The following is a 21033-nucleotide window of genomic DNA, read 5'->3' on the forward strand; positions in this document are numbered from 1 at the left end:
AAATCAAGCCTCGATTGCATCGAGTACGGCCCGGGTCGTATCGGAAACAATGTCGCAGCCCTGCACTACGCGGAGCTTGCCTTGTTTCTCATAATAGGCCTTAAGAGGTTCCGTTTGCTCGTGATATACTTTCAGCCGCGCCTGAATCGTCTCCGGCTGGTCATCCTTGCGCTGAACAAGGGTGCCTCCGCAAAGGTCGCACACGCCCTCCACCTTTGGCTTTTTGTTTACCACATGGTAGGAGGCGCCGCAATTTTCGCAGACACGGCGTCCGGACAGCCGGGCAAGAATCGTTTGTTCCGAGACCTCGATGTCGATGACCCGGTCGATGACGATGCCCATGTTGTCCAGAGCCTCGGCCTGGGGAATGGTACGCGGAAAGCCGTCCAGAATAAACCCGTTCTTGCAGTCCGGTTCGGCGAGGCGCTCACGGATAATTCCGATCACGATCTCGTCCGGAACCAGCTTGCCGGATTCCGTATAGGCCTTCGCGCGCAGTCCCATCTCCGTGCCGCTTTTCAGCGCGCTTCGAATGATATTGCCCGTTGATATAGTGGGAATTCCCTTTTCGCGGGAAAGGACCTCCGCCTGGGTCCCCTTCCCCGCTCCGGGTGCGCCAAGAAAAATAAAATTCATATGAACCACTCCTTCATCAATCGAGGAAGCCTTTGTAATGCCGCATCATCATTTGTGATTCCATCTGTTTTACGGTTTCCAGGGGCTACGCCGACAAGAATCAGGATGGATGTGCCGCCGACCGAAAGATTGCTCATCCCGGTTGTCGCGCCGAAAATAATCGGCATCAGCGCAATAAACGCAAGGAACAGCGAGCCGATAAAGGTTACCTTGGAAAGGACCCTGGCAATGTAATCACTGGTCGACTTGCCCGGACGAATGCCGGGAATGGTGCCGTTGCTCTGACGAAGATTATTGGCCATCTCAATGGGATTATACTGAATTGTCATATAAAAATATGCAAAGAGAATAATGAGAAGGAAGTACAAAAACGAGTAGAGCCATCCCGTCGAAGAGAACGCGTCAAAGAAGCTTCTCCAGAATCCCGTGGCAACACGGTCGCCCATGAAGAGCTGAATAGTGCTTGGAATCACAAGGATTGAGCTGGCAAAGATAATCGGCATAACGCCGGACATTCCGATTTTGATCGGAATATGGCTGCTCTGCCCGCCGTACATTTTCCGCCCGACCACGCGCTTCGCGTACTGAACGGGGATACGGCGTTCGGCGTCATACATAAAGACGATGACCCACACGATCACGAGGAACAGAACGGCAAACATCGGAACCAGGAAGTAATACTTTCCGAAGCTGGTCGGGTCCTGAGACGCGGCCTGCCAGAAAGTGCCCAATGTCTGGATTGTGTGCGGCATTCTTGCGACAATGCCGGCGAACAGCAGAATGGAAATTCCGTTGCCGATGCCGAACTGGTTGACCTGCTCGCCCAGCCACATCATCAGCGCGGCGCCCGCCGTGAAGGTCATGATAATGACGAACGCGGCAAACACAGCCTGCCAGCCGTGTGTGTATTCTGCGATCGGAGTTCCCTGATAGGAGCTGTTGCGCAGATAGAAATAATAGGAGGTTCCCTGAATCAGAGCCAGCACGATTGCCACATAACGGGTAATCGCACCAAGGCGCTTGCGCCCTTCCTCCCCTTCCCTCGCCATGCGCTCCAGAGCCGGAATCGCGACGGTGAGAAGCTGGATGACGATGGAACTGTTAATGTACGGCGTAACGCTCATTGCAAACAGCGTTGCGTTTGCAAAGGCGCCGCCGGACAGCATGTCTAGATAACTCAGCGCCGTTCCGGTCTTGCCGACCTCCGTCATTAATCCTTTCAGGGCGTCCGTGTTCAAGAACGGTACAGGGATGGCCGCGCCGAAACGGAATACGACGATAATGAACAGCGTAAAGAGCATCTTTTGACGGAGATCGGGAATCGACCAGGCATTCTTGATGGTTTTGAACACCTCAGATCACCTCGGCCTTCCCGCCAGCGGCCTCGATCTTCTGCCTGGCGGATTCAGAGAAGGCAGAAACCTTTACATTCAGCTTTTTCTCCAGCTTGCCGTTGCCGAGGATCTTGACCCCGTCGCAGCAAACCTTGACAATGCCCGCATCGATGAGTGCCTGTGTGTCGACCGTTGCGCCGTCTTCAAACTTGTTGAGGGTGCCTACGTTCACAGTCTTGACGCTGCTGGCAAAAATATTGGTGAAGCCCCTTTTCGGGAGGCGGCGCTGCAAAGGCATCTGGCCGCCTTCGAAGCCCGGACGAATTGAGCCTCCGGAACGCGCCTTCTGGCCCTTGTGGCCTTTGCCCGCGGTTTTACCCTGGCCGGAGCCTGCCCCTCTTCCGATCCTTTTGGGCTCTTTTGTGGACCCCGGTACCGAAGTTAGATCATGTAACTTCATACATTCGCACCTCCTTATCTTACGCTTTGCTTACCTCGATGAGGTGGATAATTTTCTGCACCTTACCTTTGGTCTGCTCATTTTCGGGCTGAACCGATGAATCGCCGATTTTGGTAAGACCAAGGGACCGGGCGGTTGCAATCTGGTCCTTCTTGCTGCCGATCAGGCTTTTGACCAGCGTGATTTTCAGCTGTTCCATCCTGCGCGCCCTCCTTATGCAAATAATTCTTTAACCGATTTACCGCGCGTTTTTGCGACCTGTTCCGCACTGCGGAGTTTTTTCATGCCGTCCAGCGTCGCGCGGACGACGTTGCACGGGTTGTTGGACCGAAGCGCCTTGGTACGGATGTCGCGGATGCCGGCGGCTTCCACGACCGCACGGACCGGGCCGCCGGCGATGACGCCGGTACCGGGTGCGGCGGGTTTCATCAGGACTCTGCCCGCGCCGTACGCGCCGATAATTTCATGCGGAATGGTCGATCCGCGCATGGAAACTTTGATCAGGTTCTTTTTCGCGTCTTCAATTCCCTTGCGAATCGCGTCGGGAACTTCGCCCGCCTTGCCGATGCCGAAACCGACGGTTCCGTTGCCGTCGCCGACAACGACCAGCGCCGCGAACTTGAAGATGCGGCCGCCCTTTACGGTTTTCGAAACGCGGTTGATGGCAACCACATGCTCTTTCATTTCCGTTTGTGATGCGTCAAATCTAGCCAAAAGTTTTTCCTCCTCCTTTGTCAGAACTTGAGGCCGCCCTCACGGGCGCCTTCGGCCAGCTCTTTGACGCGGCCGTGGTAAAGATAGCCGCCGCGGTCAAAAACGACCTGTTCAATGCCCTTTTCGACGGCGTGTTTTGCAATCAGCTCGCCAACCTTGCGTGCGGCTTCCTTGTTTCCGCCGTTACCATTAAAATCCTTGTCCAGTGAGGAAGCCGAGGCAAGCGTTACTCCCCTGACATCGTCAATCACCTGGGCGTAGATGTTGTTGGTAGAGCGAAATACATTCAGGCGCGGGCACTCGGCCGTGCCCGAAATCTTGCCGCGCACTCTGCGGTGGCGGTTCAATCTGGCTTTGTTGGTGTCAGCCTTATTCACCATTTATGATTCACTCCTTCATTACTTCTTTGCGCCCTTACCGGCTTTGCCTTCCTTGCGGCGGACGTGTTCATCCGCGTAGCGGATTCCCTTGCCCTTATACGGCTCCGGCGGACGTTTCTCGCGGACTTCAGCTGCGAACTGCCCGACCTGCTGCTTATCAGGGCCAAGGATCACGATCTTGTTCGCCGTGGGGCATTCAATGGTAATGCCATCCACTTCCGGAACCGTTACCTGATGGGAATAACCGAGGTTCATGACCAGGTTCTTCCCCTGCTTCAGAACACGGTAACCGACGCCGTTGACGTCCAGTTCCTTCTTAAAGCCCTCCGTTACGCCGACCACCATATTGTGAATGAGCGAACGGGTCAGGCCGTGAAGGGATCTGTTTTCTTTTTCATCGTTGGGACGGGTCACATGAATCAGGTTTTCCTCAACGCTGACGGTCATATTCGGATGAACCCTCTGCGTCAGGGTCCCCTTCGGGCCCTTCACCGATACAACGCTGCCGTCAACCGATACGGTGACGCCGGCGGGAATATTTATGGGTTTTCTTCCAATTCGCGACATTGCTGCACCCCCCTTGTTACCAAATAAACGCGAGAACTTCGCCGCCCACGTTCTGCTTGCGGGCTTCGCGGTCCGTCATGACTCCCTTGGAAGTCGAGATGATCGCGATGCCCAGGCCTTTCATGACCTTGGGCAGCTCCTCGGCGTTGGAATAAATGCGAAGGCCCGGCTTTGAAACTCTGCGCAGGCCGTTAATGACGGTGGTTTTTCCCTCGCCATATTTCAGGTTCACTTTGATGATTCCCTGCTTGCCGTCCTCTATCACCGTATAGTTCCGGACATAACCCTCGTCCACCAGAATCTGCACAATCGCTTTTTTCATGTTGGAAGCGGGGATCTCCACGGAATCATGCTTCGCGGAACTCGCATTGCGGATGCGGGTAAGCAAATCGGCAATCGTATCTGTAATCTGCATGCCGTCTCCTCCTTCTTTACCAGCTCGCCTTTTTTACGCCGGGAATCTCGCCCTTATAGGCAAGCTCCCTAAAGCAGATGCGGCAGATACCGAATTTGCGAAGATAGGCGTGCGGCCTGCCACAGATTTTGCAACGGTTGTACTCACGGGAAGAGAATTTCTGTTCCCTTCTCTGTTTGACCTTCATAGAAGTTTTGGCCACAAGAATCCCTCCTTATTTCGCAAACGGGGCGCCGAGCAGCGTTAAAAGCTCTCTGGATTCCTCGTCGGTTTTCGCGGTCGTCACAAAGCAGATGTCCATTCCGCGGACCTTGTCGATTTTATCGTAATCAATTTCCGGAAAAATCAGCTGTTCCTTGACGCCCATGTTGTAGTTGCCCCTGCCGTCGAAGGAATTCGGGTTAATGCCGCGAAAGTCCCTGACGCGCGGAAGCGCCACGTTGAAAAGGCGGTCCACGAATTCATACATTCTGTCGCCGCGCAGCGTAACTTTGACGCCGATTTTCATCCCGGCGCGCACTTTAAAGTTCGCGACGGACTTTTTCGCGGTGGTCACGACGGGTCTCTGCCCGGTAATAATGGAAAGGTCGCTCATCGCGGAGTCGATCACCTTGGAGTTTTCCTTGGCTTCGCCGGCGCCAATGTTAATCACGATCTTATCCAGTTTGGGAATCTGCATGACGCTTTTGTAGGAAAACTTCTTCATCAGCGACGGTGCGATTTCCTTCTGATATATCTCCTTCATTCTTGCCATGTTTATCCTCCTTACAGCGCTTCGCCGCATTTTTTGCAAATGCGTTCCTTCGTGCCGTCCTCATACAGCTTGTGAGAGACACGGGTGGTTTTGCCGCAGTGGGGGCAGACAAGCTGAACCTTGCAGGCGTACAGGGCGCCCTCGGCTTTCACGATGCCGCCCTCCTCGCCCATTTTACGGGGCTTTACATGTTTGCTCACCATGTTAACGCCCTCTACAATGACCTTGCCCTCTTTCGGGCTGACTTGAAGGACTTTGCCCTTCTTGCCGCGGTCTTTGCCGTTTAAAACAATCACGGTGTCACCGGTTTTAACATGAATCTTTTTTATCATCAGCGAGCACCTCCCATTAAAGCACTTCAGGGGCAAGACTTAAAATCTTCAAATAGTCCCTGTCGCGCAGTTCCCTGGCCACCGGGCCAAAAATACGTGTGCCCGTTGGATTTTTATCGTCCTTGATGAGCACGGCGGCGTTCTCGTCGAATCGGATATAGGTCCCGTCCTCGCGGCGAACACCCGAAGCGGTGCGCACGATCACCGCCTTGACCACGTCGCCCTTTTTCACGGTGCCGCCCGGCGCCGCTTTCTTGACCGACGCGACAACGACATCGCCGATATTAGCGTACCTTCTGCCGGTACCGCCAAGCACGCGGATGCACATAAGCTGCTTCGCGCCGGTATTGTCGGCAACGTTGAGGTATGTCTGTTGTTGTATCACGGTGCGTTCCTCCTTTGCTTAGGGGCCAAGATTACTTGGCCTTCTCCAATATCTTGACAAGACGCCATCTTTTGTCCTTGCTTAACGGACGGGTTTCCATCACGCGCACGCGGTCGCCGATGGTGCATTCGTTGTTTTCATCATGCGCCTTCAGGCGAATGGTGCGCTTGACTACTTTCTTGTAAAGCGGGTGCTTCACGCTGTCTTCCACCGCAACGACGATGGTTTTATCCATTTTGTTGCTGACGACTTTGCCTACCTCGGTTTTTCTGATATTTCTGTCGCTCACGCTTAATCCTCCCTTCCGTTACGCATTGGCGCTGTCTTTGAGTTCATTTTCGCGCAAAACGGTCTTGATGCGGGCGATATCCTTCTTAACAGCCTTAATACGCATCGGGTTGTCGAGCTGATTAATGGTAAGCTGGAAACGGAGGTTGAAAAGCTCGGCCTTTAAATCCTTCAGCTTGCTTTCAAGCTCTTCCGCGCTTAATTGTCTGACTTCCGTTGGCTTCATGACTGCTCACCATCCGTTTCTTCCTTGGCAACAAATTTGCACCGGATCGGCAGTTTGTTGGATGCGAGACGAAGAGCTTCCCTTGCGGTCTCTTCGGAAACGCCGCCCATTTCAAACATAATGCGGCCCGGTTTCACAACGGCCACCCAGTACTCGGGGGCGCCTTTACCGGAGCCCATGCGGACCTCGGCGGGTTTTTTGGTCACCGGTTTATCCGGGAAAATTTTAATCCAGACCTGCCCGAATCTTTTGGTGTAACGGGTCATGGCAACACGGGCCGCCTCGATCTGGTTGGCGGTAATCCATGCCGGTTCCAACGCCTGAAGGCCATACTGACCGTAAGCAATCTGATTGCCGCGGGTACATTTGCCGGTCATGCGGCCGCGCTGTACTTTGCGGTATTTCACGCGCTTTGGCATCAGCATTATTTGCTGCCCCCTTCCCTGCGGGGCTTGCGGCTGTCCTGCAGCACCTCGCCCCTGTAGATCCAGACTTTCACTCCGATCCGCCCGTAAGTTGTGGCGGCCTCGGCAAAGCCGTAATCGATATCGGCACGAATGGTCTGCAGAGGAATCGTGCCGTCATGATACTGTTCTCTTCTCGCGATTTCCGCGCCGCCCAGGCGGCCGGAGACCTGCGTTTTAATTCCCTTGGCGCCCATCTTCATGGCGCGGCCGATGCTCTGTTTCAGCGCACGGCGGAAGGAAATTCTCTTTTCGAGCTGCTGCGCGATGTTTTCGGCAACCAGCTGCGCGTTCAGGTCCGGGCTTTTCACCTCGACGATATTAATCGTAACGGGTTTGCCCAGCGCCTTTTCGCACTGAAGACGAAGTTTGTCGATTTCACTGCCGCCCTTGCCGATGACAATGCCCGGCTTCGCGCAGTGAATATGAAGGCGAACTTTGGAAGCGTCGCGTTCAATCTCTATTTTCGGTACGCCTGCCGGTTTCAGCTGCTTTAACAGCTGCTTGCGCAGCTTGTAGTCTTCGACAAGCGTGTCGCCGAAGGCGCTGTCCTTCGCAAACCAGCGGGAATCCCAGTCTTTGATAATGCCCACACGGAACCCGTGCGGATTGACTTTCTGGCCCATAATTTACCTCCTCCTTACGCTTATTCCTGTTCTTTGAGCACCATGGTCACGTGCGAAGTCCTCTTTAAAATCTGGAACGCACGCCCCTGCGCTCTTGGACGGATGCGTTTGAGGATCGGACCAGGGGAGACAAAGCACTGAGAAACATACAGTTTGGAAACATCCATATTGTGATTGTTCTCGGCGTTAGCCATGGCCGATTTCAGCAGTTTTTCAAGGCTCTCGCTCGCGGCCTTCGGCGTATGCTTCAGGATAGCCATCGCAACGTCGACCGGTTTGTTGCGGATCAGATCCAGAACAATCTGAACCTTGCGGGGAGAGATGCGGGCGTATTTCAGATAAGCCCTTGCTTCCATGCGATACACTCCTTTCAGCCGTTATTTGCCCGGCGCCGTTGTTTTAGAGCCGGAATGTCCCTTGAAGGTACGGGTGGGGGCGAACTCGCCCAGCCTGTGACCCACCATGTCCTCCGTTACATAAACCGGGACATGCTTGCGGCCGTCGTGAACCGCTATCGTATGGCCGACAAAGTCGGGGAAAATCGTTGAGGACCTGCTCCAGGTCTTGACGATTTTCTTTTCGCCGGCCGCATTCATCTCCTGAATCCTTTTAAGCAGCACAGGCTGAACATAAGGACCCTTTTTTATGCTTCTGCTCATAACTTGCAAGCTCCTTTCTGCACGCCTTATTTGCCGTTTCTACGCTTGACAATCATCTTGTCGGAGCGATTGTGATGAGCGCGGGTCTTGTAACCCAGGGTCGGCTTGCCCCACGGGGTAACCGGTCCGGGGCGTCCGATTGGGGCTCTGCCCTCGCCGCCGCCGTGCGGGTGGTCGTTCGGGTTCATGACGGAACCGCGTACGGTCGGCCTGAAGCCCATATGGCGTTTGCGCCCGGCCTTGCCGATCTTCATGTTTTCGTGGTCTACGTTGCTGACCTGGCCGATTGTCGCCATACAGGTGATCGGCACGTTGCGAAGTTCGCCGGAGGGCAGGCGCAGCAGCGCCATTCCGTTTTCCTTCGCCATCAGTTGCGCCATGATGCCTGCCGCGCGGGCAAGCTGGGCTCCCTTGCCGGGATACAGTTCAACGTTGTGGATGAACGTACCGGTCGGGATGTTTTCCAGCGGAAGCGCGTTGCCGGGCTTAATGTCCGCGGAAGCGCCGGAAACCACCGTATCGCCGACCTTCAGTCCATCGGGAGCGATGATGTAGCTCTTGTCGCCGTCTTCATACTGAACCAGCGCGATGAACGCGGAACGGTTCGGGTCGTACTCAATGCTGACGACCTTGCCCGGCGCGTCGAATTTCTGGCGCTTGAAATCGATCAGACGGTACTTTCTGCGGTTCTTGCCGCCGCGGTGGCGGACGGTGATGCGGCCGTAGCTGTTGCGGCCGGAATTGTTCGGAAGGGACTCTAAAAGGCTCTTTTCCGGTGCCTTTTTCGTCAGGATCTTATAATCCGTAACGGACATGTTGCGCCGGGAAGCCGTGGTCGGTTTAAAATTTATGGTTGGCATTCTTTCACACTCCTCATGATGGCTTTGCGGGGAAATGCCGCTTCCCCATCCATGCCTCTGCTCTATTTCATGCAGGCAGAGATTACATCATGCCTTCAAAAAATTCAATCGTTTTGCTGCCCTCGGTCAGGGTGACAACCGCTTTCTTCCAGGAGCTGGTGTAGCCCTGGGTTTTGCCCTGACGGCGCAGATGGCCGCGGACGTGGAGGGTGTTGACCTTGTTGACCTTCACGCCGAACAGTTCTTCCACGGCGCGGGCAATATCAATTTTTGTCGCGGATTTGGCAACTTCGAAGGTGTACCTTTTCTCGCCGATGCCGGCCATGCTTTTCTCCGTCACAATCGGGCGGAGGATAATATCCTGTGCTGCCATTTAAGCATACACCTCCTCAATCTGAGCCACCGCGTCCTTGACGACAATGAATTTGTCGGCGTCCAGAATATCGTAGACGTTCAGCGTGTTGACCACAGCGGTCTTTACGCCGGGGATGTTCCGGGAGGAAGCAATCACTTTTTCGTCCACGTTCGGCAGAACAATCAGGGCCTTTTTGTCGGATCCGATTGCGCTGAGCATCGCCGCGACGGATTTGGTCTTGTATGCGTCCAGGGAAATGCTGTCGAGCACGATCATAGCGCTGTCGAGCACCTTGCTGGAAAGAGCGGATTTCATCGCGAGACGGCGCACCTTCTTATTCAGCGTATAGCTGTAGTCGCGCGGCTTCGGTGCGAAAACGATACCGCCGTGTCTCCACTGCGGAGAACGCGTGGAGCCCTGTCTTGCGTGGCCCGTACCCTTCTGCCTCCACGGTTTTCTGCCGCCGCCGGAAACTTCCGCGCGGGTTTTTGCCGACTGTGTGCCCTGGCGCAGATTTGCAAGATGGTTTACCACCATGTCGTGCATCACCGTTTTGTTCGGTTCAATTCCGAACACCGCCTCGGCCAGGTCCATCTTTTCGACTTCCTTGCCGGCCATATCAAGTACTGCTACTGTAGGCATTCCGATTCCTCCTTCCCTTACGCCCTGGCAGCTTTCACGCTGTCGCGGATCACTACAATGCCGCCGTTGGGGCCGGGAACAGCGCCCCGGATGGCGATCAGGTTGTTTTCAACGTCCACCTTCGCAACGGTCAGGTTCTGCACCGTTACCTGCTCCGCGCCCAGATGGCCGGCCATCTTCATGCCGGGCAGCACCCTGGACGGAGTCGAACACGCGCCGTTGGAGCCGCCGTGGCGGGCAACAGGGCCGGAACCGTGGGTTTCCTTCAGGCGCTGGAAGTTCCAGCGCTTGATGACGCCGGCGTATCCTTTTCCTTTACTGGTACCGGTTACGTCGATCTTGTCGCCGGCTTCAAAGACATCCGCTTTGATCAGGTCGCCGACGTTGTAAGACGACGTATCCTCAAAGCGGAACTCACGAAGCGTTTTCTTCGGGGCGACGTCCGCTTTGGCAAAATGCCCCTTCATCGGTTTGGTCACCTTTGCCGCTTTCAGATCGCCGTAGCCCATCTGAACGCTCTCGTAGCCGTCGTTTTCCGCGGTCTTCTTCTGCGAAATCACGCAGGGGCCGGCTTCCACGACCGTTACGGGGATGACTTTGCCGTTTTCGTCAAAGATCTGCGTCATGCCGATCTTCTTGCCGATAATCCCTTTTTTCATTCCTTATTACCTCCTGTGCAGGTTATTGGTTGGCTTAATAAGCCAACTTGACCCCGGCCGCCGGTTGGTTAAAGTCAGAGCTTAATCTCAACTTCAACGCCTGCGGGGAGCTCCAGACCCATTAGGGCCTCAACCGTCTTGTTTGACGGGCGCAGAATGTCGATCAGTCTCTTGTGGGTTCTCATCTCAAACTGCTCGCGGCTGTCCTTGTATTTATGAACGGCGCGAAGAATGGTGATGATCTGCTTTTCAGTCGGGAGCGGAACGGGTCCGGAAACCCTTGCGCCCGTACGCTTTGCGGTTGCAACAATCTTTTCGGCGGACTGGTCCACCAGCTGATGGTCGTACCCTTTGATTCTGATCCTGATTTTCTCCTTGACTGCCACTGGAAAATCGCCTCCTTATTGTAGTTGGCGGGCGACGTTTAAAACCTGAACACCGTGCCGGGTGTTTCTTCATTTCCAAATGAAAAACCGGATTTCTTTTTTCAGACGAAATCCGGGTAGGTTCAAAACGTCTGAGCGCAAAAGGCCGCAAAGCGGAACCCTCCGCACGCTCAAAATATTTGTCGCCCGGTTTAAAATCGGACATACTCCACGGAAAAACCGGCGCATTTGCGCCGCAACCTCCCGCTTCAACGCATATCTGTCGCAGTCGTGCTTTATTATAATACCACACTCGCCCCCGGTTTGCAACCATTATTTTTCGCGCGAACGAGGAAATTTATTCCTCATACAATAACATTAATAGAAAAGGATTTTCCGCGGTATGGACCGTGGAAAATCCAAGTCATTTAAATGAAATTCTTCCACACAGCGTTATTCGTCACAAAAGGTTTTATCTCATCGTAACCAATCGTAACCCGAAGCAGCTTGCTCTGAGACATCACCGCAAAACCTACTCCGCTTTCCGTAAAATACATCGAGGTTTTGTCGAGATCCTTCTTAAGCGCGGAAGCGGTTGCTGCCGAAGCATATTCCGAGCTGAACTGTGCTTTCGCATCCTTTGCAAGAGCCGCGTAAAAGGAATCGCTTTCTTTTATTAAATCCGAAAAAGACAGAGCGGTTCCGGTAGTCAGGTTAAGGTTGACGGTTCGAAGAGCGTGCGTCGTCTTTCCTTTTGGGGAAAGAGTAACATATTCGTTAAAGCCGATGCTGATAAAGGTTTTTCCCTGATAAGTTGCGTCTCCGGCTGTCTTTACCCTCGTCTTGACTTTTTTGGCGCCGGTTCCAAGGGAATTAACAGTTTTCAGCGCGCAGTTTTTAATCGCGGCATTCACTTTGTCCTGCTGCGAGGCAAGACCGGTCAGTTGAGGATAGGATACCGAGTAGTCGTTGTTATCCTTTTTTAATGAGAAGTCGACCGATTTGATTTTGTAATTACCGTCATTTTTTGAAGCCTCCGCTTTGGCAGTCGGCGCTCTGGAAGCGTCCTGAAAAGCGGGAGTTACCGAAGAAGTATCGGACGTAACCCCCGAATAGAGGCTTGCGGAGGAGGATGTCCCGCCTGCCGACGAAGATGAGCCCGCAGACGTGCTTCCACCCGACGAAGCGGGCACGGACGAACCGGAAGAAGCTCCGTTCTGGCCTTGGCATGCGGCAGAGGACGCCAGAATCGCGGCCGATAAAAGGATCATGAGTATTTTTTTCATCAAATTAATTCGCACTCCCATTATTATGTTGAAGTCGTTGATATTCGTACCGCCGGAAAACAGAAAAAAGGCAGGAAGTCTTTTCTTTATTCTTGCGCTATTATTTTACTCGTAATCATTGGGGGATTCAAGTAACAAATTTTTGCAGAATTGTCACAAAACTATGAACAGTCTGAAAGGATCTGTTATTCTTACATCTTCTCGGAATAATAGTTGGAAAAGTATACAAAAAGAATCAGTTCAGCGGCGATTAAACCGGCGGCTGTCATTTTGTCTCCTCCTCATAGAGAAAAATTTCTTCGATCGCAAGATGAAAATACCGCGCAATTTTGAACGCCAATAAAATGGATGGGTTATATCGTCCGTTTTCCAAAGAGCCGATCGTCTGTCTTGAGACTTCCAGCGCGTCGGCAAGCTGTTCCTGGCTGATTCCATGCTGCTTCCGGATTTGCTCCAGCCTGTTTTTCATCTCATGTCGCCTCTTTCTATTGAAATGTAAAGTTAACTTTCCATTAAAAGAATACGCCGAGTCGTGGAAAATGTCAAGTCAGCTTTCCATTTTTAAGGGAAGCTAAAGCCGCGGGAAAAGCCGCGGCTCTATACAATATTAGTAAGATGCCCGATTAATACGCCTTACCCCAGTAAACCAGTTTTTCCGCCGGTTTTCCGCAGCAGACGCAGGCGCCGTGCTCATGCTCGTGCCCGAACGGGATGCAGCGGGAAGAAACGCCCGCGACCTCCTTGAGCTTTTCCTCGCACGCCGGGTCGCCGCACCACATGGCCCGAATAAAGCCGGGCTTCGAATCGGCGATTTCTTTCACCTCGTCAAGCGAATTGGCCTCATAGGTTTTGCCCTCGCGGTTTTTCAGCGCTTTTTCATACATATCGTTCCTCACGCGCTCCAGCTGCTCCTCGACGGCGTCTTCCAGATTGTCGAGCGGAACGAACACCTTTTCCCGGTCGGTGCGGCGGACCAGCACGCACTGATTTTTTTCGATGTCTTTCGGCCCGATTTCCAGACGGAGCGGCACGCCCTTCATCTCGTACTGGGCAAATTTCCACCCGGGCGACTGGTCGGAATCGTCCGTCTTCACGCGAAAGCGCTGTTTCAGGCGGGCTTCGAGCTCCTTCGCCTTGTCGAGCACGCCGGGTTTATGCTGCGCGACCGGCACGATCATCACCTGAATCGGGGCGACCGCCGGCGGCAGAACCAGGCCGCTGTCGTCGCCGTGAGTCATGATAATCCCCCCGATGATCCGGGTGCTCATGCCCCAGGAGGTCTGGAACGGATGGCACAGGGAATTGTCCCTGCCCTGGAATGTCACGTTGAACGCCCTGGCGAAGCCGTCGCCGAAATAGTGGCTGGTTCCGGATTGGAGCGCTTTACCGTCGTGCATCATGGCTTCAATCGTATAGGTCGCAACCGCGCCCGCGAATTTCTCGCTTTCGGTCTTCTGCCCGCGCAGAACCGGAATGGCAAGCTGTTTTTCGCAGAAGTCCGCGTACACTTCCAGCATCCGTAAAGTTTCCGCACGCGCGTCCTCTTCGGTTTCGTGCATGGTGTGGCCCTCCTGCCAGTGGAATTCCACCGACCGCAGGAACGGGCGGGTCGTTTTTTCCCAGCGGACAACGGAGCACCACTGGTTGTACAGCTTCGGCAGATCCCTCCAGGAGTGAATCACGCGCGCGTAATGCTCGCAGAACAGCGTCTCCGAAGTCGGGCGCACGCAAAGGCGCTCCGGCAGCTTCTCGCTGCCGCCCGTCGTCACCCACGCGACCTCCGGCGCAAAGCCCTGCACATGCTCCTTTTCCTTGTTTAAAAGGCTTTCCGGAATAAACAGGGGCATTGAGACGTTCTCATGCCCAAGCTCTTTAAAACGCGCGTCCAGATAGTCCCGGATATTTTCCCAGATGGCCCAGCCGTACGGCTCGATGACCATACACCCGCGCACGCTGGAATAATCCATCAGCTCCGCCTTTTTCACAATATCCGTGTACCATTGGGCGAAGTCCTCCTCCATGGGAGTGATGGCCTCCACCATTTTTTTCTGTTCCGCCATTGCTGTTTCCCCTTTATCCTCAAGTCCGCGGTCCGCTTTTGCGGAACCGTCGGTATCGTCAGTCCTTGTTTTTCGTCCAGCGGTTTAAAGCTACGATCACCAGAAAGATCAGCAGCATGACGACAAAAATTCCCGCCATGCCCTTGCCCATCAGCTCCAGCGAGCGGCCGACGTCGGCGCCGTTCACCGGGCCGACCGGCCCCTGATAGTCGGAAAGTAAAAATCCGTAATTCACCCCGGCGCCTCCTTTACGCTAAAAAGTTACTTGCAAGCGACAAAATGATGCCGCCCGCAACGACCGAACCGATCTGCCCCGCCACATTCGCGCCGATGGCGTGCATCAGCAGGTGGTTCTGGTTGTCCTCTTTCAATCCCATCTTTTGAATCACGCGCGCCGACATCGGGAAAGCGGAAATCCCCGCCGCGCCGACCATCGGGTTGAATTTTCTGCCCTCGGGCAAAAACAGATTCAGCAGCTTTGCAAACAAAACCCCGCCGACCGAATCGAACACAAAGGCGACGAGCCCGAGCGCCATCACCGCCAGCGTGTTCCAGCGCACAAACACGTCCGCGCGCATCTGGAACGCGATCGTGATGCCGAGGAAAATGGTGATCAAATTCGCAAGCGGGCCCTGCGCGGCCTTGGAAAGGCTTTCGAGCCGCCCGCATTCCCGAATCAGGTTGCCGAACATCAGCAGTCCGACCAGCGCGACGGAATCCGGGGCGATCAGCCCGGCGATCATGGTAACGATGATCGGAAACAGAATTTTCGTCGTCTTGGAAACGGAATCCGGCTGATACGGCATGCGGATGCTCCGTTCCTTTTTGGTTGTGACCAGCCGGATGGCAAACGGCTGAATCAGCGGCACCAGCGCCATATAGGAATAGGCCGCGACGGCGACGGCCCCTTTGTAGGCGCTGTCCAGAACCTGGGAAACCAGGATGGAAGTCGGCCCGTCCGCAGCGCCGATCACGCCGATCGACATCGCGTCCCGCAGCGGGAAGCCGAGCAGGACCGCGGCGCTGATCGTGAAGAAAATTCCGAACTGCGCGGCGGCTCCGAACAAAATCATCCTCGGGTTCGACAGCAGCGGCCCGAAATCGATCATGGCGCCGATGCCGACGAAAAGCAGCAGCGGCATGGCCTCCGAAGAGGCGATCCCCTTGTTGAACAGCCATTCGATGATGCCGTTGTCCCCCAGAACGCCCGTGTAGGGCAGGTTGACCAGGATGGCCCCGAAGCCCATCGGCAGAAGCAGGGAGGGCTCAAAATCCTTTTTGACGGCCAGCCAGATCAAAAGTCCTCCGACCGCCCACATGACGGCCATCTGCGGGGTAACGCCGGAAACCCCGTGCAGCAAAAAGTCAAATTGACTCAACAGCTTTGACACTCCTTTATTTTTGGCAGCCCCGGCAGAAGGAACCAAAGCTTTCCGTTCTTTTCGTCATTCAGGAATCATTATAGCGGAAACTCCGCGTCATTTCAAGAAAAAACCGGCCCGGTTTTAAACGGAACGTAAAAAAATCCGCCATGCTGCCGCACGGCGGATGACAGGATTCGTCTTGCTCAGACGTGGTCCTCAATGTATTTGACCAGCTCCCCGACCGTCTTGATATTTTCGACTTCCTCGTCGGGAATTTCGATTTCAAATTCATCCTCGATTGACATCAGAAGGTCGACCACGTCGAGAGAGTCCGCCCCCAGATCATCGGCAATATTCGTATCGGCAGTAATCGTATCCTCCTCAACGTCAAACTGCTCGCTTAAAATCGCCTTAACCTTTTCGAAAACCATGATATATCCTCCTTAGATCTTAAAAAAATCACTCATGTGCAAAACAAAAATCCCAGTGTGGACAAAGGAATCCCGGCTGTGCTAAAATTGCACAGGGTGATTTACCCTGGAGTCCCGGGTTCTGAATGCCTATCCACATATTATTAGCAATGCTTCGCTTTGTCAATCATTTTTTTGATTTTATTTCTTGGGGGTCGTTTGATTTGGAAACCTTGCATTTTGCCGTCCTCGGCCATCCGATCGGCCACACTATGTCCCCGCTGATTCATTCCCGCCTTTTCTCCCTTTCCGGCACCGCCGCGCGGTACGCCGCCCTCGACGTCGCGCCGGAATCGCTCGGCGATTTTCTTTCCGGGCGCGGCGAGTGGAACGGATTCAACATCACTATCCCCCACAAGCGTGCCATTATACCTTTTTTGGATTCGCTCGACCAAAAAGCTCTGCTGACCGGCTCGGTCAACACCGTAAGAAACGAAGCCGGAAAACTCACCGGGTACACAACGGACGGCGACGGCTTCCGTCTTGCGCTGGAACACGCCGGAGTCTTTCTTCGGGACTGCCGCACGGTCATCCTCGGAGCGGGCGGAGCCGCGCGCGCCATGGCCTTCGAAACCGCGCTCGCCGGAGGGCGGGTCACGGTGGCGGCAAGGGAGCATTCCCTTGGCGCCGCCAAAGAGCTCTGCGCGGATCTGACCCGCAAAATTCCCGGAGCGGCGGCGGACGCCTGCCCGATCGGCGAAATTTCCGGCGGGATGGACCTTCTGGTCAATGCGACGCCCGCCGGCATGTACCCGAACGTCAACTCCTGCGCGGCCGAGGAAGACCTGATCCGGCGCGCGGGCTGCGTGTTCGACGCGGTTTACAATCCGGACGAAACCATGCTGATCCGTCTCGCGGAGAAAAACGGCATTCCGGCGGTCCGAGGCATGGCCATGCTGGTGTGGCAGGCCGCCGCCGCACAGACGATCTGGACGGGCGCCCGGTTTCGCGCGGAAGAAATCGGCCGTCTTTGCGGGGACGCCGTGCTGGAAATGAAGAAGAAATTCGGGAATCTCGTTCTGTGCGGATTCATGGGCAGCGGAAAGACAACCGTCGGCAGGCTCCTGGCCGAACAAACCGGCCGCCGCTTTCTCGACATGGACCAGTGGATTGAAGAAAAGGAGGGCTGTTCCGTCGCGCAGATTTTCACGAAACGGGGCGAAAGCGGATTCCGCGCCCTGGAGCGGGAAGCGGCTTGCGAGCTTTCACGGAAAACGGGGCTGGTCATCGCCGCCGGAGGCGGGGCTCTGCTGGACCCGGAAAACGCGCGGGCGCTCCGCTCCGGCGGTACCGTCATCCTGCTCGACGCGTCCCTGAACGCCGTGCGGTCAAGACTGGAAGGCGACCGGACGCGCCCTCTTCTGCGGGACGGCGGCGGGGAACTGGAGCGGCTCTACGGCGCGCGCCTGCCCGTTTACCGGGAACGCGCGGATGTAGCCGTGCCCGCGGACGGCTCGCCGGAAGAAACGGCCCGCCTGGTGCTGAAAGCGCTGGAACCCGTCCGCTGACTCAGCTCCGCGCAATCTCGTCGATTTCGCTCGTGTAAACGCGGAACGAATCCTTCCCGCTCTTTTTCGCCGCGTACATCGCGGCGTCGGCCTTCCGGAACAGCTCCTCATAGGAGTTTCCGTCATACGGATAAAAGGAGATCCCGACGCTTCCCGAAACGCAGACCGGTCCGGAGATGCTGTTCTCCCGGAACGCGTTCCCGATGCATTCCGCCTTTTTCACCACCAGATTGACGGAGGTAATGCCGCGGAGGAACACGACGAATTCATCCCCGCCGATGCGTCCGACGATATCCTCCTCCCGGAACAGCCGCTTGATCCGCGCCGCCGTTTCCACGATCAACTCGTCGCCTTTGAGATGCCCCAGGCGGTCGTTCACATTCTTAAAGTTGTCGATATCGATGACAAAAAGGGCATGGCGCTCTTCCCTTTCGCTGCGGGCTATCACCTTTTCGATCTTGCCGACCGCCGTAACCCGGTTGTAAAGGCCGGTCAGCAGGTCGTGCTCCGCCCGCTGCCGCAGGGCGATCGACTCCTTTTTGCGCCGGTCGATGTCGGAGATGACGACGATCAGGCGCGCGGCTTTCCCCTGCTCGTCCAAAAAGGCCGCCGGGTGCACGTTGCACCAGATATAAACGCCGTCCGCCCCGAGAAAGCGAAATTCGTCGTCCTCCAGAACCTCTCCGTGCAGCAGCCGGTCCGCTTTTTCCGTCAGCCTTCTCCGGTCCGGCTCATAAATCAGCGAAAGCTCCGGCAAATCCGCCATCAGATTGCCGTATTGCGGGAATCCGGTCCCGAATCTCGCCGTGAAAGCAGGCGAATAATAGATACGGCTGGTTTTCAGGTCGAAATCAACGACCGGATCGGCTGCGTGCTCCAGAATCATACGGTAGCGCTCTTCGGTGGCGGCCAGCTCTTCCTGCGCCTTCTGGGTCTCCGTGATATCCATCAACACGCTGTACAGCCAGACGTTCCCGTTGCAGTCCTCCTGCACTCTGGATTTGTCGAGAACCCAGATCAGGCGGCCGCTTTTCCCCATAATCCGGTAAGTCAGCTCCGCGGCCCCGTCGCGCCTCATGCGGCCGCCCGCCTGCCGCAGCAGAAGGTCGCGGTCTTTTTCATAGATCATCTGAATAAAGCGGCTGCCGAACTCCGCGGCGATCTCATCCCTGCGGTAGCCCGTCATGCGGCAGAATCCCTCGCTGACAAAATTCAGCGTCAGGAATTCGTCGCTCCTGCAGCGCAGCACGCCGCAGGGGACGTTGGCCGTCAGGGCCTCCAGCTCCTGCGCCTGTTCCAGCCGCTGTCTGCGGGAACGCCTGCGCAGGGTAATGTCCTCCAACACGCCGCTGAAAAACTCTGCGCCGTCCTGATCCTTCTGCAGTCTGACCCGGTAGGAAGCCCAGATGTGATGCCCGTCCTTTTTAATCAGACGGAGCTCCGGATTTGCAAACCCCTTTGCCCTGATTTCTTCCCTAATACGCTCCCAGTCGACCGGCGGATTGTTTCGAAGGACCGGTTCCGGGCCTTCTTCCAGCAATGCGGAGATCTCGTCCTTCGCATACCCAAGGGTCCTGAAAAAGGCTTTGCTCGCATACAGGATCGACAGCCGGCTGTCCGGCTTGCAGCACAGCAGGCTGCATCCGAGGTCGTCGATCAGCTGTTCCAGATTCAAACTCCCCATTCCAGCTGCTTCCTTCCGGTCAACTTCCATATCATGGTAAATACTTGCTTATATTCTATCAACACACCGGAAAGAATTCAAGTATCACATAAAATATTTTCGCTGGGAAATTATTTTATTGAAACTTACCGGACGGAACCTCTTCCCGCAAGCGGAGCAGCGAAAAAAGCTTGACACAGCCCGAATGCTGTATTATGATACAAAAAAGACACGGAGAAAGGAAATTCCTTCATGAAGTTTTCATTCAGCGCGCGATTTACGTTTTACGGATACCCCCGCTATTCTTTTGCGGATGGGTTTTATCGCGTATGCCTGAAAACTGACTGTGAGCTTTCCCGTGCCGCGGGGCGCAGGCCGTAACGATTTCGGCCGTTGCCCTGACAGAGTCCATATCGGCGGAGCTGGCAGCAGCCCCGCCGTTTTTTTATACCCATCGGGGGCTTTTTGCTCCCGGAGGCGCCGGGTTGCCGCCCGTCCGTCAGAATCAGGAGGAACAGAAAATGATTATTGTACTGAAACCGGACTGCACACAGCAGCAGATCAGTGATTTCTGCGCGTCCCTTCGCGAAGAATACGGCGTTAAGGTGAACACCTGGGTGGGGACGCAGAGCACCGTGCTCGGCCTGATCGGCGACACCTCCGCGATCGACATCGACTCCGTCGCGGCGCAGGAGCTTGTGGAAAGCGTCAAGCGCGTACAGGAGCCTTACAAAAAGGCAAACCGGAAGTTCCACCCGGACGATACGGTCGTAACCCTGCCCGGCGGGCAGAAAATCGGCGGCGGAGGCCTTTCCCTGATCGCGGGCCCGTGCTCGGTGGAAAGCAGAGAGCAGATCTGCGGCATCGCGCGGCGGGTCAAAACGGCGGGCGCCTCCTTCCTGCGCGGCGGCGCGTTCAAGCCCCGCACCTCTCCGTATTCGTTTCAGGGACTGAAAGCCGGGGGGCTTGAGCTTCTGAGCGAAGCGAAGAAGGAAACCGGACTTCCCATCGTCACCGAGCTGATGAGCGAAAAGCACATCGATCTGTTTCTCGAAAGCGGGGTCGACGTGATTCAGGTCGGCGCGCGCAACATGCAGAATTTCGAGCTGCTTAAGGAGCTCGGCAAAATCCGCAAGCCGATTCTGCTCAAACGCGGCCTGTCGAACACGATCGAAGAGCTTCTGATGAGCGCGGAGTATATCATGGCGGGCGGCAACAATCAGGTCATCCTCTGCGAGCGCGGAATCCGCACGTTCGAGCCCTACACGCGCAACACGCTCGACATCTCCGCCATTCCGATCTTAAAGCGCTGTTCCCATCTTCCCGTCGTTGTGGACCCCAGCCACGCCTCCGGGCACTCCTGGCTGGTGGAACCGCTGGCGCTCGCCGCGGTGGCCGCCGGCGCGGACGGCCTGATCATCGAGGTCCACAACAATCCCGCTAAGGCCCTTTCGGACGGCGCGCAGTCCCTGACGCCCGACCAGTTTGAACAGACCGCCGCCCGGCTGAAAGCGGAGGCGCTGGCCTTCGGAAGAGCATTGGACTAACCGCCGCTTTTCTG

31 protein-coding genes and 1 pseudogene are annotated in these 21033 nt (G+C 55.5%); 2 read left to right on the forward strand and 30 right to left on the reverse strand.

Annotated elements, in window-relative coordinates; translation table 11 throughout:
* Window positions 1–3: 3 nt before the first annotated feature.
* From HCR03_RS10345 to acpP, 29 genes and pseudogenes are all read right to left on the reverse strand, one after another.
* The gene (locus HCR03_RS10345) at window positions 4–636 is read right to left on the reverse strand and encodes an adenylate kinase (protein WP_156991269.1); all 633 of its coding nucleotides are present in this window, start codon (window positions 634–636) and stop codon (window positions 4–6) included.
* Window positions 637–652: 16 nt separating this feature from the next.
* Window positions 653–1988, reverse strand: a pseudogene (secY, locus tag HCR03_RS10350) (preprotein translocase subunit SecY).
* 1 nt (window position 1989) lies between these two features.
* On the reverse strand, window positions 1990–2430 hold the full coding sequence (gene rplO / locus HCR03_RS10355) for a 50S ribosomal protein L15 (RefSeq protein ID WP_066650251.1): 441 nt from the start codon (window positions 2428–2430) through the stop codon (window positions 1990–1992).
* 19 nt (window positions 2431–2449) lie between these two features.
* Complete coding sequence (gene rpmD, locus HCR03_RS10360) at window positions 2450–2629, reverse strand: 50S ribosomal protein L30 (RefSeq protein ID WP_066650249.1); 180 nt, start codon at window positions 2627–2629, stop codon at window positions 2450–2452.
* Between the two features lie 14 nt (window positions 2630–2643).
* Window positions 2644–3144: a 30S ribosomal protein S5 gene (gene rpsE, locus HCR03_RS10365; RefSeq protein WP_066650247.1), complete on the reverse strand. Its 501-nt coding sequence runs from the start codon at window positions 3142–3144 to the stop codon at window positions 2644–2646.
* A gap of 20 nt (window positions 3145–3164) precedes the next feature.
* Window positions 3165–3524 carry a 50S ribosomal protein L18 gene (gene rplR / locus HCR03_RS10370; protein WP_066650246.1) on the reverse strand — a complete coding sequence of 120 codons (360 nt, stop codon included), beginning with the start codon at window positions 3522–3524 and terminating at the stop codon, window positions 3165–3167.
* Between the two features lie 18 nt (window positions 3525–3542).
* Entirely contained in the window at window positions 3543–4091 is a 549-nt protein-coding gene (rplF, locus tag HCR03_RS10375; protein ID WP_066650245.1) for a 50S ribosomal protein L6, read from the reverse strand.
* A 16-nt stretch (window positions 4092–4107) separates the two neighbouring features.
* Entirely contained in the window at window positions 4108–4506 is a 399-nt protein-coding gene (rpsH, locus tag HCR03_RS10380; RefSeq protein WP_066650244.1) for a 30S ribosomal protein S8, read from the reverse strand.
* A gap of 16 nt (window positions 4507–4522) precedes the next feature.
* Window positions 4523–4708, reverse strand: coding sequence for a type Z 30S ribosomal protein S14 (locus tag HCR03_RS10385; RefSeq protein ID WP_066650243.1), 186 nt, complete (start codon window positions 4706–4708; stop codon window positions 4523–4525).
* A gap of 12 nt (window positions 4709–4720) precedes the next feature.
* Window positions 4721–5260, reverse strand: coding sequence for a 50S ribosomal protein L5 (gene rplE, locus HCR03_RS10390; protein ID WP_066650241.1), 540 nt, complete (start codon window positions 5258–5260; stop codon window positions 4721–4723).
* Between the two features lie 11 nt (window positions 5261–5271).
* Window positions 5272–5589 (reverse strand): 50S ribosomal protein L24, encoded by a 318-nt coding sequence (gene rplX, locus HCR03_RS10395; protein WP_228725199.1) that lies wholly within the window; start codon window positions 5587–5589, stop codon window positions 5272–5274.
* A gap of 19 nt (window positions 5590–5608) precedes the next feature.
* Window positions 5609–5977 (reverse strand): 50S ribosomal protein L14, encoded by a 369-nt coding sequence (gene rplN / locus HCR03_RS10400; RefSeq protein ID WP_066650235.1) that lies wholly within the window; start codon window positions 5975–5977, stop codon window positions 5609–5611.
* Between the two features lie 31 nt (window positions 5978–6008).
* The gene (rpsQ, locus tag HCR03_RS10405; RefSeq protein ID WP_066650234.1) at window positions 6009–6266 is read right to left on the reverse strand and encodes a 30S ribosomal protein S17; all 258 of its coding nucleotides are present in this window, start codon (window positions 6264–6266) and stop codon (window positions 6009–6011) included.
* Between the two features lie 18 nt (window positions 6267–6284).
* Complete coding sequence (rpmC, locus tag HCR03_RS10410; RefSeq protein WP_066650233.1) at window positions 6285–6491, reverse strand: 50S ribosomal protein L29; 207 nt, start codon at window positions 6489–6491, stop codon at window positions 6285–6287.
* The gene (rplP, locus tag HCR03_RS10415) at window positions 6488–6916 is read right to left on the reverse strand and encodes a 50S ribosomal protein L16 (RefSeq protein ID WP_066650232.1); all 429 of its coding nucleotides are present in this window, start codon (window positions 6914–6916) and stop codon (window positions 6488–6490) included. Before rplP ends, rpmC begins: the two co-directional genes overlap by 4 nt.
* Window positions 6916–7581 carry a 30S ribosomal protein S3 gene (gene rpsC, locus HCR03_RS10420; RefSeq protein ID WP_066650231.1) on the reverse strand — a complete coding sequence of 222 codons (666 nt, stop codon included), beginning with the start codon at window positions 7579–7581 and terminating at the stop codon, window positions 6916–6918. Before rpsC ends, rplP begins: the two co-directional genes overlap by 1 nt.
* 20 nt (window positions 7582–7601) lie before the next feature.
* Complete coding sequence (gene rplV / locus HCR03_RS10425) at window positions 7602–7937, reverse strand: 50S ribosomal protein L22 (RefSeq protein ID WP_066650230.1); 336 nt, start codon at window positions 7935–7937, stop codon at window positions 7602–7604.
* Between the two features lie 21 nt (window positions 7938–7958).
* Complete coding sequence (rpsS, locus tag HCR03_RS10430; RefSeq protein WP_066650228.1) at window positions 7959–8240, reverse strand: 30S ribosomal protein S19; 282 nt, start codon at window positions 8238–8240, stop codon at window positions 7959–7961.
* Window positions 8241–8266: 26 nt separating this feature from the next.
* The gene (gene rplB / locus HCR03_RS10435) at window positions 8267–9100 is read right to left on the reverse strand and encodes a 50S ribosomal protein L2 (RefSeq protein ID WP_066650227.1); all 834 of its coding nucleotides are present in this window, start codon (window positions 9098–9100) and stop codon (window positions 8267–8269) included.
* 82 nt (window positions 9101–9182) lie between these two features.
* Window positions 9183–9473 (reverse strand): 50S ribosomal protein L23, encoded by a 291-nt coding sequence (gene rplW / locus HCR03_RS10440; protein WP_066650226.1) that lies wholly within the window; start codon window positions 9471–9473, stop codon window positions 9183–9185.
* Entirely contained in the window at window positions 9474–10097 is a 624-nt protein-coding gene (gene rplD, locus HCR03_RS10445; protein ID WP_066650223.1) for a 50S ribosomal protein L4, read from the reverse strand.
* A gap of 17 nt (window positions 10098–10114) precedes the next feature.
* Window positions 10115–10756 carry a 50S ribosomal protein L3 gene (gene rplC / locus HCR03_RS10450; RefSeq protein ID WP_066650221.1) on the reverse strand — a complete coding sequence of 214 codons (642 nt, stop codon included), beginning with the start codon at window positions 10754–10756 and terminating at the stop codon, window positions 10115–10117.
* A gap of 74 nt (window positions 10757–10830) precedes the next feature.
* Entirely contained in the window at window positions 10831–11142 is a 312-nt protein-coding gene (gene rpsJ / locus HCR03_RS10455) for a 30S ribosomal protein S10 (RefSeq protein ID WP_066650219.1), read from the reverse strand.
* 407 nt (window positions 11143–11549) lie between these two features.
* Window positions 11550–12410 carry a hypothetical protein gene (locus HCR03_RS10460; RefSeq protein WP_139104165.1) on the reverse strand — a complete coding sequence of 287 codons (861 nt, stop codon included), beginning with the start codon at window positions 12408–12410 and terminating at the stop codon, window positions 11550–11552.
* A 262-nt stretch (window positions 12411–12672) separates the two neighbouring features.
* The gene (locus HCR03_RS10465; RefSeq protein WP_187034187.1) at window positions 12673–12876 is read right to left on the reverse strand and encodes a helix-turn-helix transcriptional regulator; all 204 of its coding nucleotides are present in this window, start codon (window positions 12874–12876) and stop codon (window positions 12673–12675) included.
* Between the two features lie 154 nt (window positions 12877–13030).
* Window positions 13031–14467, reverse strand: coding sequence for a proline--tRNA ligase (gene proS, locus HCR03_RS10470; protein WP_187034188.1), 1437 nt, complete (start codon window positions 14465–14467; stop codon window positions 13031–13033).
* 58 nt (window positions 14468–14525) lie between these two features.
* Window positions 14526–14702: an OadG-related small transporter subunit gene (locus HCR03_RS10475; RefSeq protein ID WP_156991275.1), complete on the reverse strand. Its 177-nt coding sequence runs from the start codon at window positions 14700–14702 to the stop codon at window positions 14526–14528.
* A 13-nt stretch (window positions 14703–14715) separates the two neighbouring features.
* Window positions 14716–15795 (reverse strand): sodium ion-translocating decarboxylase subunit beta, encoded by a 1080-nt coding sequence (locus HCR03_RS10480; RefSeq protein WP_156991329.1) that lies wholly within the window; start codon window positions 15793–15795, stop codon window positions 14716–14718.
* Between the two features lie 239 nt (window positions 15796–16034).
* Window positions 16035–16262 carry an acyl carrier protein gene (gene acpP / locus HCR03_RS10485; protein WP_066650204.1) on the reverse strand — a complete coding sequence of 76 codons (228 nt, stop codon included), beginning with the start codon at window positions 16260–16262 and terminating at the stop codon, window positions 16035–16037.
* A gap of 203 nt (window positions 16263–16465) precedes the next feature.
* On the opposite strand from acpP, the gene aroE reads away from it, so the two are divergent.
* Window positions 16466–17809, forward strand: a complete 1344-nt coding sequence (gene aroE, locus HCR03_RS10490; RefSeq protein ID WP_166525172.1) for a shikimate dehydrogenase — start codon at window positions 16466–16468, stop codon at window positions 17807–17809.
* Between the two features lies 1 nt (window position 17810).
* Here aroE and HCR03_RS10495 read toward each other — a convergent pair whose 3' ends face one another.
* The gene (locus HCR03_RS10495; RefSeq protein WP_187034189.1) at window positions 17811–19493 is read right to left on the reverse strand and encodes a sensor domain-containing protein; all 1683 of its coding nucleotides are present in this window, start codon (window positions 19491–19493) and stop codon (window positions 17811–17813) included.
* Window positions 19494–19993: 500 nt separating this feature from the next.
* Here HCR03_RS10495 and aroF point away from each other — a divergent pair, with 500 nt between their 5' ends.
* Complete coding sequence (gene aroF, locus HCR03_RS10500) at window positions 19994–21019, forward strand: 3-deoxy-7-phosphoheptulonate synthase (protein ID WP_066650394.1); 1026 nt, start codon at window positions 19994–19996, stop codon at window positions 21017–21019.
* Window positions 21020–21033 lie beyond the last annotated feature (14 nt).

Source organism: Caproicibacter fermentans (assembly GCF_014303955.1).
Taxonomy (GTDB): Bacteria; Bacillota; Clostridia; order Oscillospirales; family Acutalibacteraceae; genus Caproicibacter; species Caproicibacter fermentans.

Excerpts from the sequence above, each read along its gene's own strand:
- rplR (WP_066650246.1), bottom strand. The coding sequence starts at position 3,524 with ATGGTGAATAAGGCTGACACCAACAAAGCCAGATTGAACCGCCACCGC.
- rplV (WP_066650230.1), bottom strand. The coding sequence starts at position 7,937 with ATGGAAGCAAGGGCTTATCTGAAATACGCCCGCATCTCTCCCCGCAAG.
- rpsS (WP_066650228.1), bottom strand. The coding sequence starts at position 8,240 with ATGAGCAGAAGCATAAAAAAGGGTCCTTATGTTCAGCCTGTGCTGCTT.
- HCR03_RS10465 (WP_187034187.1), bottom strand. The coding sequence starts at position 12,876 with ATGAAAAACAGGCTGGAGCAAATCCGGAAGCAGCATGGAATCAGCCAG.
- rplB (WP_066650227.1), bottom strand. The coding sequence starts at position 9,100 with ATGCCAACCATAAATTTTAAACCGACCACGGCTTCCCGGCGCAACATG.
- HCR03_RS10345 (WP_156991269.1), bottom strand. The coding sequence starts at position 636 with ATGAATTTTATTTTTCTTGGCGCACCCGGAGCGGGGAAGGGGACCCAG.
- rplE (WP_066650241.1), bottom strand. The coding sequence starts at position 5,260 with ATGGCAAGAATGAAGGAGATATATCAGAAGGAAATCGCACCGTCGCTG.
- rplD (WP_066650223.1), bottom strand. The coding sequence starts at position 10,097 with ATGCCTACAGTAGCAGTACTTGATATGGCCGGCAAGGAAGTCGAAAAG.
- rpmC (WP_066650233.1), bottom strand. The coding sequence starts at position 6,491 with ATGAAGCCAACGGAAGTCAGACAATTAAGCGCGGAAGAGCTTGAAAGC.
- rplP (WP_066650232.1), bottom strand. The coding sequence starts at position 6,916 with ATGCTGATGCCAAAGCGCGTGAAATACCGCAAAGTACAGCGCGGCCGC.
- acpP (WP_066650204.1), bottom strand. The coding sequence starts at position 16,262 with ATGGTTTTCGAAAAGGTTAAGGCGATTTTAAGCGAGCAGTTTGACGTT.
- aroF (WP_066650394.1), top strand. The coding sequence starts at position 19,994 with ATGATTATTGTACTGAAACCGGACTGCACACAGCAGCAGATCAGTGAT.
- rplW (WP_066650226.1), bottom strand. The coding sequence starts at position 9,473 with ATGGCAGCACAGGATATTATCCTCCGCCCGATTGTGACGGAGAAAAGC.
- rplO (WP_066650251.1), bottom strand. The coding sequence starts at position 2,430 with ATGAAGTTACATGATCTAACTTCGGTACCGGGGTCCACAAAAGAGCCC.
- rpmD (WP_066650249.1), bottom strand. The coding sequence starts at position 2,629 with ATGGAACAGCTGAAAATCACGCTGGTCAAAAGCCTGATCGGCAGCAAG.
- rpsC (WP_066650231.1), bottom strand. The coding sequence starts at position 7,581 with ATGGGCCAGAAAGTCAATCCGCACGGGTTCCGTGTGGGCATTATCAAA.
- rplC (WP_066650221.1), bottom strand. The coding sequence starts at position 10,756 with ATGAAAAAAGGGATTATCGGCAAGAAGATCGGCATGACGCAGATCTTT.
- proS (WP_187034188.1), bottom strand. The coding sequence starts at position 14,467 with ATGGCGGAACAGAAAAAAATGGTGGAGGCCATCACTCCCATGGAGGAG.
- HCR03_RS10495 (WP_187034189.1), bottom strand. The coding sequence starts at position 19,493 with ATGGGGAGTTTGAATCTGGAACAGCTGATCGACGACCTCGGATGCAGC.
- HCR03_RS10480 (WP_156991329.1), bottom strand. The coding sequence starts at position 15,795 with ATGGCCGTCATGTGGGCGGTCGGAGGACTTTTGATCTGGCTGGCCGTC.
- rpsH (WP_066650244.1), bottom strand. The coding sequence starts at position 4,506 with ATGCAGATTACAGATACGATTGCCGATTTGCTTACCCGCATCCGCAAT.
- rplF (WP_066650245.1), bottom strand. The coding sequence starts at position 4,091 with ATGTCGCGAATTGGAAGAAAACCCATAAATATTCCCGCCGGCGTCACC.